Here is a 13,052-nt window from a genome sequence, read left to right as displayed (position 1 = left end):
TTTTACAATAGCAGCGTTACTTGTTTATTTGTCGCTTTACCAACGAATGCTTTTGTGTGTAATAACCAGTGATTTTGCGGCGGGTGGTTATAAAGGATGATAGTTGTTTAAACGGTCTGGTTAATTTGTACAGGAGCTATTAGGAGGCTGAAGGACAACCTTCATGGGACGCATCATTTCATTGTCTTCATGATCCAACATATGGCAATGCCAAACATATCCCGGCAAGGTACTAGGGTCAAAGGGAAATCTGTTTTTACCTGGCTTTATTTTAGATGGATCCAGAATACTTGGGTACATGGCCAGCATAATTCTTGTAACGTAGCCCGGAGGGCAGACAATGGTGTCCTTCCATCCATTTTCATTTTCCGGCGGTTCCAACGGTTCTTCCGTACAGTAGGAATCCGGATTAATTTCTTTGATGTGGCCTGCTATCGGCATGGGACCGTTAATTTGCTCCCAATCATGCCGATAACTGTCCACATCTATTTTTTGCCGGTTTACCAAACGGGAATCTGCCAGATGGATATGAATGGGATGGGGCCCGTTGGCAAGGTTGACCACCTCCCACACCTGAATAGAACCCACTACGGAGTACTCGGTAGTGTTTGCAGCAAATACCTTTCCATTTAATAGAAGTGCCAGAACATCGTCATTACAATTGAGCGAATTTAGTGTAACCACACGCTTGGAAATATTTTCGCATAATTTTGGGATTTCATTAAGCCTTCTAGGTAAACAAAGGGGTTTTTGGCAGGACGGGGACATTACCTTAAACAGCATAACCTGACCCGTGGTATCGGGATTGGTCTGTCCATCTTCATAGTTTACATTAAGCAGGCAAATATCATCATTCAGGCAGGCACCGGAAAAGTCAATAATAACATCCGCACGTTCGGCTGGGGCGAGATATAACTCATCGAGATATACCGGTCTTTCCAGATAGCCGCCATCCGTTCCAATTTGAATGATGGGCTGGCAGTTTGACAGTTTAAATTTATAAAATCTAGAATTAGAAGCGTTAATGATACGAAATCTGTATGCGGTTTGTTCCACATCAAGTTTTGGCCATACTTTGCCGTTTACCACAATGGTATTGCCGTAGAAAAAGCGTCTCCAATACGGGTGCACATCAGGCACATCACCCTCGGCAGAAAAAGAGAGATTTCCGTCTTCATCAAATGATTTATCCTGTACCATGAGCGGTATATCGAATTTACCGGATGGAAGTGGCGTACAGTCTATATTATCCAAATAATTATAAGGATCAGAAATCAGATAGGCGCCGCTCAGTCCGGCATAGACGTTGAGTCTGGTGATGCCCATTGTGTGATCGTGATAAAAAAGTGTAGATGATTGCTGCTGATTCAAATATTTGTATTCGTTTGTCTCATACATAGGTCCGTTTTTTCCATTGTGGGTAAACCAGCTGTCCGGAAAGCCGTCATATTTGGATTCGGTTTCACCGCCGTGCAAATGAACCACAGTTGGAACCGGCTCCTGTGCCAATAGATAGCCTTCGGGATAAGGCTGGAATGGATATTCCGGTGTGACCATTCCGTTGGGATTTGCCCAGTGCAGGGTAGGATCTATCGCAAAAAGATGTTTTCCCTTGATCCGATTATTCCAAATGACACTGATTGCCTGACCTGCTTCCTCCATAAAGGTAGGACCTGGTACGCTGGCACGATATTCACCACAACAGTTATTTTCTGCATATACCATACCTGCATATGCATATACTTTTGTTTTTGGAAAGCATGCGGGCAACATTTGTACTTCTGCCTCAACCATATCGACCTCATAAGTTGGAACGCAGCATTTATAAAATTTGTCATATTTTTGAGTGGGCATAAATACAGGCGGAATGGTTAGTTCCGTCTGATATTTCGGTATTATTTTAGAGTCCATCATATATCACTCCTCCTAAACACAGTATATGCGTGTAACATGAGTAAGTGACGATGCATGTCCGAGGTTACGCGGGGTTTTTTTGTTGTGCCCTAATTTACTTCAGGTATCATTGAACACAGTAACGAAATAGAACAAAAAGACGTTGATGCCGATTATTTAGGGGAAATTAGTAATGTTTACAAGTGGATTGATGAACAGGTAGTTTTATTAAAAACCCACCGCCTTTAATGGACGGTGGGTTTTCTGCTCTAACTCTATTTCTAGCCCTGTTGTTTGAAAATATTTGCTTTGGGCTCGTAATCCATACGCTGCAAGGCGTTCCGTTGTTTTTCTGCCTTATGCGTTTCCTACTATCCATCCAACGGGCGGATTATATTTTCATTCTACGCTTCAATTTTGCGAATCAAGTTGACCATTTCAATGGCGCTGACAGCACAGTCAAAGCCTTTGTTTCCCGCCTTAGTACCTGCACGCTCAATTGCCTGTTCGATATTTTCAGTGGTAAGCACACCGAACATGACAGGAATATCACTGTTCAAGGATATGTGGGCAATGCCCTTGGAAACTTCACTGCACACATAGTCGTAATGGGTGGTGCTGCCGCGGATAACAGCACCGAGGCAGATGACAGCATCATATTTGCCGCTTTTCGCCATTTTTGAGGCAATCAGCGGAATTTCAAAGGCTCCGGGAACCCATGCAATGTCAATATCATTCTCGCTTACATCATGTCGTTTCAGTCCATCCAAAGCGCCGCTCAGCAGTTTACTTGTGATAAATTCATTAAAGCGTGCGGCAACAATGCCAATTTTAATGTCCTTTGATACGAATTTTCCTTCAAATATTTTCATGTAAATCTCCTTTGCTTTTTAGTAGTTAAAAATATGACCCATTTTTTGCTGCTTAGTTTTAAGATAGAACAGATCATGTTCGGTAGCATCCATTTGTATTGGAACACGTTCTTTGATTTCTATTCCAAAATCAGAAAGCTGGTAGACTTTATCGGGATTGTTTGTGAGCAGGCGCAGTGTTTTAGCACCAAGATCTCGCAGAATTTGTGCCCCGATGAAGTACTCACGCAAATCTCCAGGAAACCCAAGGGCTAGATTAGCTTCCAATGTATCCATGCCCTGATCTTGAAGCTCATAAGCACGCAGTTTATTAATCAGACCAATGCCACGTCCTTCTTGGCGCATATAGAGCAGAATCCCGCGGCCTTCTTTTTCAATTTGCCTCATGGCTGCTTCAAACTGCTGACCGCAGTCGCAGCGCTGAGATCCAAACGCATCACCCGTCAGGCACTCGGAATGGACACGACACAAAAGATTTTCTCCGTTTCCAATATTTCCTTTGACTAGGGCCACATGGTGTTCGCCGTTAAGTTTGTTGATGTAACCATAAATTTTGAAATCGCCGTACTGTGTGGGCAGAGATGCACAGGTCACCTGCTCAACCAGCTTGTCATGCTGTTTTCGGTACTCCTGCAAGGCCTTGATGGTAATCATTTTTAATCCCCATTTTTGTGCTAGATTCATCAGTTCCGGTGTACGCATCATAGTCCCATCTTCGCGCATGATTTCGCAGCATAAGCCACATTCCTTTAATCCGGCAAGCCGCATCAAATCAACAGTAGCTTCTGTATGACCGTTCCGCTCCAGAACACCGTTTTTCTTAGCAAGAAGCGGAAACATATGACCCGGACGGCGGAAGTCTTCTGGCTTTGCATTGTTATCCACGCATTTCATAGCAGTGATACTTCGCTCTGCTGCGGAGATGCCGGTGGTAGTTGATACATGATCAACAGAAACCGTAAATGCAGTTTCATGGTTATCTTTATTGTCGCTGACCATCTGTGGGAATCGCAGCTTTTCACAAAGTGCTGTGCTCATGGGCATACAAATAAGACCTTTGCCATGCACTGCCATAAAGTTTACATTTTCAGTAGTGGCAAACTGTGCTGCGCATATAAAATCGCCTTCATTTTCTCGATCTTCATCATCTGTTACTAAAATAATTCTGCCCTGTCGAAGATCTTCCAGAGCTTCTTCAATGGTGTTAAATTCAAACATTTTCTTCCTCCTTTTTAAAAACCATGTTTCGCAAGAAATCCGGCCGTAATATTACTGGTTGACTGCGGTGCGTTCATTAGCCGCTCTACATACTTTCCGATACAGTCATTCTCCAGATTGACAATATCGCCAGTGCGTTTTTCCGATAGAATAGTCTGTGTTGCGGTATGGGGTATGACGGACACGCTAAAACTCTCTTTATGGACTTTAGCTACTGTCAGACTGATGCCGTCTATTGCAATTGATCCTTTTTCTATAATATATCTTAAAATATTGGGGCTTGTTTTTATGGTGTACCAAGTAGCATTATCATCTTTGGTAATGGATGAAATTGTACCAATTCCGTCGATATGCCCAGAAACAATATGACCGCCGAACCTGCCGTTTGCAGGCATCGCCCGTTCCAGATTAACTGGACTTCCTGCACGCAGTGTTCCAAGAGAAGAGCGGTTCAGGGTTTCATGCATTACATCAGCAATAAAGCTGTTTTGAGAAAAAGAAGTAATGGTAAGGCATACGCCGTTGACAGATATGCTGTCCCCAAGGTTAGCGTCTTCCAAAACGCTAAAGGCTTTAACAGTAACTTTAGCGGAATCCTTTCCTTTGCGGATACCTTGTATATTTCCAATTTCCTCTATGATTCCTGTGAACATCTGATAACCTCACTTTCCAATAAAATATCTTCACCTATCATCGTAAATGTTGGTTGGCTCAGCAGAAAGGCATTTTCAGGAGAGCGGACACCAAGACCATCTACTGGCGTTTTTCCGTTACCACCAAATATTTTGGGAGCAATATATGTCTGAACCTTATTCACAATTCCGCTTTGCAAGGCAGACCAGTTCAAAGTTCCACCGCCCTCCAACAAAACACTATCAATATTTCTCTCACCAAGAGCCCTCATCAGGCAGTTTAAATTAATGTGGCCGTCTTTTTCAGGAAGCACCTCGATATCACAGCCTGCTTCCAAATAAGGTCTATGCTTTTCAGGGTCTGTCACCGATGTGGCAAGGAGAGTTCCAGCATTGTCTGTCGATGTGACAACCCTTGCTTGCAGAGGTGTTCGCAAGTGGGTATCACAAATGATGCGCAGAGGGTTTCTGCCATTTTCTATCCGACAGGTCAACAGAGGATCATCGGCAAGGATGGTGCCGACGCCAACCATAATGGCAGAGTAGCGGTGTCTGTGTTCATGGACATGCCGTCGCGCCGATTCCCCGGTAATCCACTTGGATTTGCCGGTGGAGGTAGCAATTTTTCCATCAAAAGTCATGGCGTACTTCATAACTACATAAGGGGTTCTGTTTTGAATGTAATGAAAAAAACTTTTGTTGAGTTCATCGCATTTGTCTTTTAATATGTTTTCTGTTACTTCAATTCCATGGGATCGAAGAATTTCAACACCTTTTCCTGCGACTAATGGATTAGGGTCGGAAGAACCGATTACCACGCGGCGAATGCCGCTTTCAATAATTGCTTCAGTACAGGGAGGTGTCTTGCCATAATGGCAGCACGGTTCAAGGGTAACATAAAGCACTGCGCCTGCTGGTGAAGATTCGCAGTTCGCAAGGGCATTTCGTTCAGCATGCAGCGTTCCGTATTTTTGGTGATAACCCTGCCCAATTATTTTGTTGTCTTTCACAATCACAGCGCCTACCATGGGATTGGGGTTTACCCATCCACAGCCCCGCCCTGCGAGTTGAATTGCAAGCCGCATATATTCTATGTCTTTCATACAATGCCTCCAGAAATATAAATACCCTGAACAAAATCGTTCAGGGTATTCATAAACCGCAGTATATTATGCTATATTTTGCAAATAAAAAACTCTGGAATAAAGGTATTCCAGAGCAGAAATTGCGTTTACAAGAAAACTGCAATTGTATCTTCTTTTATCCAGACTGTACTGTCGGCTTCGGAATTTCACCGAATCATGCCTTGCGGCTCGTGGGCTTTACCACCGGTAGGGAATCTAACCCTGCCCTGAAGATGTTATTCAATTGTTAATATTATAGCATCTGCTTTGTACTTTGTAAACTAAAGAAATCGTTTTTGTTTAAATTTACAAAATTTCCATAAAAATACAATGATTTATTTTCAGTTAATATATTCTTCAATGAATGAAAATATTTCGGTGTTATATCGGTCCTGTTCATCCCAAAACGAGAAAAGGTGTTCTGAACCCTTGTATGTTATAAGTTTTTTTTTGCTGTGAGGTATTTCATTGAAAAGATTTTCCGACATATAGTACGGACATTTTCTGTCGATTTTACTATGCATTATGAGTGTGGGTATATTGTTATTTTTAATTTGTTCTACCATATCCACATCCGAAAACGAATATCCATAAATTAAATTACAAAAGACGCTTCCAAATGATGTCAACGCTTTCGCAGGAAGAAGAATTTTTGCTTGAGAGATTTCCCAATAGATTTCATCATACATGCTGCTGAAAGGACAATCTATAATAGCAAAGTCCAAATGTTTATTTGCATGTTCGGTTCCAGAGTAATATGCTATTGTAGAAGCACCCATAGACTGGCCTAAAGTTCCGACAGTATTATTGTTGGATTTTTCTTTCACAAAGCTAACAACCTGCTCTAGATCAAGACTTTCCAAATATCCAAAGGTCACAGTTGCAGCGGTATTTTTGCCATGAGCACGCTGGTCATATAAAACTACATTCCAACCATTTTCTAAGAATACCTCTGCCAAAGGGTACATTGCCATATGATTGCTTTCATGCCAATGAACCAAGATTATTGTCTTATTTTCGTATTCTTCGTCTTGGCAAATATAGTAAACAGGTATTGTATGCCCTGCCTCAGATATTATCTCGTAGGTGTATGTACTGGTCTGCCATGATTCATTAAATGCTTCAATAGTATATTTGGTATCTTGAAAATAAAGATTAACAATTTCGTTAGTATGCTTTTCCGACATTTGAGCCGGGATGTATGCAAGCAAAAATTCAATTAAAAACACAATTAAAAACATAGCTGCAAGGATGAAAAAAACAGCTTTTGTAGTTTTATTCTTTTTCAACTGCACTTATCCTCCATGTATAGTACATAAATTACTTTATAAGTTATATTTCAATAACTAATGTTTTGCGCGTATCAGTTTTATGCGAATGTTGCCCAGTATAAAATTGGCTTATAAGCATGTTAACCACTATAACAAGCGGTTAAAATTAAAAGTCTATATTTGCTTTTCTGGCTTGACTGCAAAGTTGACGAACATTCAAAGTATAATTCTTTCCATCTTTTATAAAATATGTTCCACATTGTCGAAATTCAAAATGTGTACTCTTAATTTTGCATTGCTCTCGTACAGATAATACCCAATTATAATTTAATGGCCTTGCGTTATAATCGGACTCACCGCCAACAACAACCAACTCTATATCATCAAGAAATTTTTCAATATGAACTTCTTCTAGTAGCGGCTGGCAGATAATGTTTTTATGCTTAATAGGCAGCTTGCTAAAAATAGACAGTCTATAATCTGCCATAGCTTGATTTTCAATGGTGCAACCTACAGTAACATTGTCATAACCATTATCCCAGTCATTAGGAATGTGGTCCATAAATCGCTCTATACGCTTGGTTAAAAAGATAAAATGTACGTCTGATCGTTCCTTCATCATTTGAAAACATTCTTTTCTCCAATCGTCTGCTTCTTCAATTAAAAAATCAGAAGAAAAGCACAGATATACTGTTTGTCCAGATTTAATTTTATATTCTTCTTTTTTGTTTTTCTCTATGGGGGCATAAAAATTATTGGTTTTTACAATTTCATTAGTATCGACATTTCGTTTGAAGTCGCCTTTATGAATATAACAAAATTTGCAGCCTTCACTATATTTGTGACAGCCTCGCCACGGATTCCATATTGCCATATCAGCACCAAAAATCCTGTTTTTTAATTTTGCGGTGCATAGGTTTACTTATTCCTATAACATTAAAGACTTCTCTTTTTTCAATTTTATATTTCATTTCATCAACTCCTATACTTATATATTACAATAAAAAGCAATTATAATCCTCTCTTTTTTTGCACAAAAATAAGAAGATTAGTTTAATAATATTAATTATGGTTTATCATAATTAAGAAAAGACTTTAAGTAGATCGGTGGAGGTTTTTATAATGGCGGTAATCTACATTGGTAATACCTGATTTTGTATATACCTAATTATTATTTAATTTGATTTCTGCCGCAGTTTTTTGCCTTATATAGTTGCTTGTCTACTTCATTAAGAATTGATTCGTAAGTTGGCAGAATATCAAAATTATCAACAGTATAAATTCCGAAACTGCATGTGGTTTTTAATGTTTTTCCGCGATATATCAAACTCTTTTTCTCAATGGATTCTCGTATTCTTTCGGCGATTTTTTCAGCTTTTTTATTATCTGCACCGACTAAGCAGATTAAAAATTCATCTCCGCCGTACCTGGCAACCCAATCAGTGCTTTGCCTTATACTTTGTTTTAGTTCGATTGCAAACTGTGACAGGAGATAGTCGCCGGCGGAATGACCATACGAATCATTAACATTTTTAAAAAAGTCTAAATCTGTAAATATTACTGATAATGGGAGTTCGTTTCTTGCGCAGCCGTTGATGTTATCTGGTAGTGTAAGATTTATATATCTTCTGTTATAAACTCCTGTTAACTCGTCGGTAATAGAAAGTTTATATGTATTTTCGAGTGTGTTGCAGAAACCATGTGATTCTGCTTCTTTAATGTTTGCAGAGCATTCCAAAATATATTTACACTCTTTAATTTTAACGGGTAAAAGCACAAATAGGCATAAACAATTGCTGAGTTGTTTTATTTTATAGGATGTACAATCTAATTCAATGCATTTTTTATACGTATCTATAAAATCGCTGTAATCAATTTCAGAGAAATCAAGGTCATGGGAATTTGTTGAATGTTCAGAAACAATTTTTTTATGTTGAAAATCTATTAAACGGAAGTGATTAAATGCTTTTTTCATAAGATCATAGTCGTTTAAATTTTCTATAAGGTTTGCCATAACTTCTCCTTTTTGATTTGCTGTTTTTAAGCTAATAGTTTCACCATTTAAAGGCTATTATTATTAGGTGAATCTTTCCGATAGCATAATATGAATTTATGTTAAGAATATTATATATACAAGAGTATATACTATCAATATAATTATAAGCTATTAGCTTAGAAAAATCAATGTCTATAAGATTATTTTATAAACTAATAGCTTCATATAAAATAATGCTGTGAGGTGTGCATATGAAAAAATGTTTGGATGCTCAAATAGGGCATCGAATTCGCCTAAAAAGAGAAGAACAAAAACTAAGCCGTGAAAAGCTTGCAGAGTGCATAGAGGTTTCTCCTCAGTTTCTTGCTCAAATAGAACTTGGACGAAGAGGTATGTCCTCCGTTACGCTGTACAAAATTTGTAGCGCTTTAAGTACGTCAGCAGATTACATTGTACTGGGAAGAGAATGCGAAAATGATTTATCTTCAATAGATAAAATGTTGGCTAATCTTAACCCTAAATATCTTCCATATGTAGAAGACTTAATTAAAACGTTTATATTGGCTATTAATAAATAAAATCCTTAGCAAAATATTGTCTGAGGATTTTTTTTGATTTTATTAAACTTAGTTTTGAAGGGATATTAAAGCTTATGAGAAGAATGAGAAGTTTCCTAGAGGATTTTTGTATCTATTTGTTTTGTGAGCTTATTAGTAATGTAAATTCATACTAAACATAACTAAGTGCAGTATATGCTCCTTGCATCAGTTTTTGTGTTCAAGTATACTGTACTTTATGAATTTACAAAAAATGGAGGTTAATTATATGTGTGGTATTGCAGGAATAGCTGGAAATTATACAGACGCAGACAAAAATTGCTTTGAAAATATAATGGATATAATGAATTACAGGGGACCGGACGAAAGCTCTATAAAAGATACACCGAATTGCTTATTAGGACATAATCGTCTTTCTATTATCGGACCTGATAATGGAATTCAGCCAATTTCCAATGAAGACAGAACTTCATGGATTGTCTGTAATGGTGAGATTTATAATTATGAGCATTTAAAAAGAAAGCATTTGCAAATGCATCAGTTTTCTTGTAACTCGGACAGTGAAGTTGTTTTACATTTGTATGAAGAATACGGAAAAGCATGTTTAGGCTATATAGAAGGGATGTTTGCATTTATTATTTCCGACTGCCGTAGCTCGAAGTCTGACATTTTTGCTGCGAGAGATCCATTGGGAATAAAACCCTTGTATTATGGTCAAAAAAAGGGGAAATTTTATTTTGCTTCAGAGTTGAAATGTCTATATCAGATGGTGGATGAAGTTAAGGAATTTCCTGCAGGACATTATTTTACGATTGCAGAAGGTTTTGTTCCTTATCGAACTGTTCATGACATTATCAGCCGCAAGTCTTCTTACGGGCAGGAATCACGGGAAAAGATTCAACAAAATATTTGTTTACTGCTTGAAAATGCGGTAAAAAAGCGTTTAATGGCGGATGTTCCTCTTGGAGTCCTGTTGAGTGGTGGATTGGACAGCAGCCTTATTGCTGCAATTGCTAGTAAATATAATCAAGGAAGTAAGCCTATGAAGTCATTTTGTATAGGCCTTAAGGGAAGTGCAGATCTGGTTGCGGCAAGAAGTGTTGCGGATTACATCGGAACAGACCACTACGAGTACATTTATTCAGAGCAAGATGTTTTGGAGGCTATTCCTAAGGTTATTTACCATTTAGAATCTTTTGAACCTTCGCTTGTCAGAAGTGCCATACCAAGTTATTTTGTGTCCATGCTTGCAGCCGAACATGTGAAGGTTATACTTTCGGGAGAAGGTGCAGATGAGCTTTTCGCTGGTTACGCGTATATGGAAAATATGCCGGATGAACAGACATTAAAATATGAGCTAGCGAGAGTACTTGATTCGCTTCACAATATTAACCTGCAACGGATGGACCGTATGAGCATGGCTCAATCCCTTGAAGGACGTGTTCCGTTTTTAGACGAAGAACTTATAAACTATGTATTCAATTTGCCAACAGAAATTAAGTCCCCTCAGAATGGGAAAATAGAAAAATGGCTTTTGCGTACTTCTTTTGACAATGCAGAGTACCTTCCGAAGGAGATTTTATGGCGAAAGAAAGCTGAATTTTCTGAGGGAAGCGGAACAAAGAATTTTCTCGAAATAGTATTTGAGCAATGCATTTCTGATTTAGAACTTAAGACGGACAGAGAAAGAATTTTAAAAGAAGAGAACATTCATATTCGCTCTAAACAAGAATTGTATTTCTATCGAATTTTCAAAACATTCTATCCGTCATCTTCTGTAGCTGATACAGTAGGGCGTTGGTCTGTAGCTTAATAATATTATTATTTTAATTGAAAAAATTAATGATTTTATATTGAAAAAATACTAAATGAATGTTATGCTAAGTTCTGAAAATTATGCTTCATAGTATGAACCTTAATTAAAAATATGGTGCATTTAAGCTGAGCAAATTATAAATCAGCTTGTTCTTCAAAGATTTTTGTTTTTGGAAGGAGTAATTGATGAAAGATATAACCATAGCATCTGAATTATTGGAAAAGGACAATTTGACACTCGTGATTATAAAAAACGGAAAAACGGTTTTTTCAAGCCGTAATAAGGGAATTGAGCCTTTATATACAGCAGTTATGGAGCATAAATTAGAACTTGAAGGTTCAAGTGTTGCGGACAGGGTTACAGGAAAGGCTGCAGCGATGATTTGCAAATATGCGGCAGTAAAGGAATTAAAGACAGGATTAATATCTGATAATGCAATCAAAGTCTTAAAAGAAACAAACATAATATATGAGTATGAGACTAGGACATCTTTTATTAAAAACAGAGATAAAACGGGGATGTGTCCGATAGAAACACTATCATTAGATACTAAGAATAGTATAGAACTTTTAAAAAAGATTGAAATTTTTTTAGATAAAATCAAAAATAAAGAGGAAAAATAGAATGAAAACAAAAGAATTAGTTTTAAGCGGATTGCTGATTGCGAGCGGTGTAATACTTCCAATGATGTTTCATATGTTTGGAATGACAGGGCCAATTGTTTTGCCGATGCACATACCGGTACTGATTGGAGGATTTTTGCTTTCACCTCATTTTGCTCTAATTTTGGGAATTGTAACACCCATTTTAAGCGGATTGCTGACCGGAATGCCCGTTATGTTTCCTATGGCTGTTATAATGGCGGTTGAACTTGGTGTATACGGGCTTACAGCAGCATTGGCTACAAGAAAGTTTAAATTGTCGATAATTCCATCGTTAGTTATTTCGATGATATCAGGAAGGATAGCAGCGGGGTTAACTGTTGCTGCTCTGGTTCAATTATTTGGAGTGAAAATGGATCCGTTTATGTATGTTAAAGGAGCGATATTAACAGGGTTACCGGGCATTTTGATTCAGCTAATATTCTTGCCGCCGCTTATGTATGCGATTAAAACATATATGAAAAAAAATTCTGCAAGTGCCTAACACCTATGTTATATAGGTGATTTTTTTGTGTATTTTTAAAAAGTTGTTGACATATATCATAAATAATGTATAATTAAAATTGACATATGTCAATTTTAATTATAATATTAATTAACGAATCTGGTTGCTATTATTTATTAAAATTTTGGTAATTAGATATAAATAATTCTCTCTAATCAAACATGGTATTAGAATAAAGCAGGTAATATTTATTATTACCTGCTTTATCCATGTATTAAAAAAGTAACACCTATTTAATTTGAACGAATAGGTGCTACATATTGTTATCAATTATTAAAAATATTTTTTAGTTGAGGAATATTCTTCAACTAGTCTCAAGGCTTCGCCGAATCTTTGGAAATGTACTATTTCTCGCTCTCGCAACCACCTTAACGTATCTTTTACAAGAGGGTCATCGGTTAAAGTAATCAGATTTTCATAGGTGGCTCGGGCTTTTTGTTCTGGTGCACATTCATAAAGACAACATTAAAAAAGAGATAAAACAAATTAAACATATCATTAAATTG

General features: G+C 37.7%; 12 protein-coding genes, 1 pseudogene and 1 riboswitch. Of the genes and pseudogenes, 4 read left to right on the top strand and 9 right to left on the bottom strand.

What is annotated here, in order from left to right; genetic code table 11:
• Positions 1-120: 120 nt before the first annotated feature.
• The 8 genes from RBQ61_RS02930 to RBQ61_RS02895 all read right to left on the bottom strand — a co-directional run bounded on the left by RBQ61_RS02930 (position 121) and on the right by RBQ61_RS02895 (position 9,024).
• Positions 121-1,914: a multicopper oxidase family protein gene (locus RBQ61_RS02930; protein ID WP_308139039.1), complete on the bottom strand. Its 1,794-nt coding sequence runs from the start codon at positions 1,912-1,914 to the stop codon at positions 121-123.
• Positions 1,915-2,297: 383 nt separating this feature from the next.
• Positions 2,298-2,765, bottom strand: a complete 468-nt coding sequence (gene ribE / locus RBQ61_RS02925) for a 6,7-dimethyl-8-ribityllumazine synthase (protein WP_308139038.1) — start codon at positions 2,763-2,765, stop codon at positions 2,298-2,300.
• Positions 2,766-2,783: 18 nt separating this feature from the next.
• The gene (locus RBQ61_RS02920) at positions 2,784-3,983 is read right to left on the bottom strand and encodes a bifunctional 3,4-dihydroxy-2-butanone-4-phosphate synthase/GTP cyclohydrolase II (protein ID WP_308139037.1); all 1,200 of its coding nucleotides are present in this window, start codon (positions 3,981-3,983) and stop codon (positions 2,784-2,786) included.
• Positions 3,984-3,997: 14 nt separating this feature from the next.
• Positions 3,998-4,636: a riboflavin synthase gene (locus RBQ61_RS02915; protein ID WP_308139036.1), complete on the bottom strand. Its 639-nt coding sequence runs from the start codon at positions 4,634-4,636 to the stop codon at positions 3,998-4,000.
• Positions 4,618-5,718, bottom strand: a complete 1,101-nt coding sequence (ribD, locus tag RBQ61_RS02910; RefSeq protein ID WP_308139035.1) for a bifunctional diaminohydroxyphosphoribosylaminopyrimidine deaminase/5-amino-6-(5-phosphoribosylamino)uracil reductase RibD — start codon at positions 5,716-5,718, stop codon at positions 4,618-4,620. Before ribD ends, RBQ61_RS02915 begins: the two co-directional genes overlap by 19 nt.
• Before the next feature lie 145 nt (positions 5,719-5,863).
• Positions 5,864-5,978: riboswitch (FMN riboswitch) on the bottom strand.
• A 102-nt stretch (positions 5,979-6,080) separates the two neighbouring features.
• Positions 6,081-7,028, bottom strand: coding sequence for an alpha/beta hydrolase (locus RBQ61_RS02905; RefSeq protein WP_308139034.1), 948 nt, complete (start codon positions 7,026-7,028; stop codon positions 6,081-6,083).
• A 148-nt stretch (positions 7,029-7,176) separates the two neighbouring features.
• Positions 7,177-7,884 carry a DUF5131 family protein gene (locus tag RBQ61_RS02900; RefSeq protein WP_308139033.1) on the bottom strand — a complete coding sequence of 236 codons (708 nt, stop codon included), beginning with the start codon at positions 7,882-7,884 and terminating at the stop codon, positions 7,177-7,179.
• Positions 7,885-8,181: 297 nt separating this feature from the next.
• The gene (locus RBQ61_RS02895; RefSeq protein ID WP_308139032.1) at positions 8,182-9,024 is read right to left on the bottom strand and encodes a GGDEF domain-containing protein; all 843 of its coding nucleotides are present in this window, start codon (positions 9,022-9,024) and stop codon (positions 8,182-8,184) included.
• Positions 9,025-9,257: 233 nt separating this feature from the next.
• Here RBQ61_RS02895 and RBQ61_RS02890 point away from each other — a divergent pair, with 233 nt between their 5' ends.
• From RBQ61_RS02890 to RBQ61_RS02875, 4 genes are all read left to right on the top strand, one after another.
• Positions 9,258-9,584: a helix-turn-helix domain-containing protein gene (locus RBQ61_RS02890; RefSeq protein ID WP_308139031.1), complete on the top strand. Its 327-nt coding sequence runs from the start codon at positions 9,258-9,260 to the stop codon at positions 9,582-9,584.
• A gap of 247 nt (positions 9,585-9,831) precedes the next feature.
• Positions 9,832-11,376, top strand: coding sequence for an asparagine synthase B (asnB, locus tag RBQ61_RS02885; protein ID WP_308139030.1), 1,545 nt, complete (start codon positions 9,832-9,834; stop codon positions 11,374-11,376).
• A gap of 188 nt (positions 11,377-11,564) precedes the next feature.
• Positions 11,565-12,002 (top strand): DUF1893 domain-containing protein, encoded by a 438-nt coding sequence (locus RBQ61_RS02880; RefSeq protein WP_308139029.1) that lies wholly within the window; start codon positions 11,565-11,567, stop codon positions 12,000-12,002.
• Between the two features lies 1 nt (position 12,003).
• On the top strand, positions 12,004-12,525 hold the full coding sequence (locus tag RBQ61_RS02875; RefSeq protein WP_308139028.1) for an ECF transporter S component: 522 nt from the start codon (positions 12,004-12,006) through the stop codon (positions 12,523-12,525).
• Positions 12,526-12,819: 294 nt separating this feature from the next.
• Here the strand turns inward: RBQ61_RS02875 and RBQ61_RS02870 are convergent.
• Positions 12,820-12,999, bottom strand: a pseudogene (locus RBQ61_RS02870) (manganese catalase family protein); the annotation flags it as partial.
• Positions 13,000-13,052 lie beyond the last annotated feature (53 nt).

The sequence above is a fragment of the Sedimentibacter sp. MB35-C1 genome, assembly GCF_030913635.1.
Classification (GTDB): Bacteria; Bacillota; Clostridia; order Tissierellales; family Sedimentibacteraceae; genus Sedimentibacter.
The sequence above is the reverse complement of the archived record's forward strand: the minus strand, read 5'-3'. Positions and strand labels throughout refer to the sequence as shown.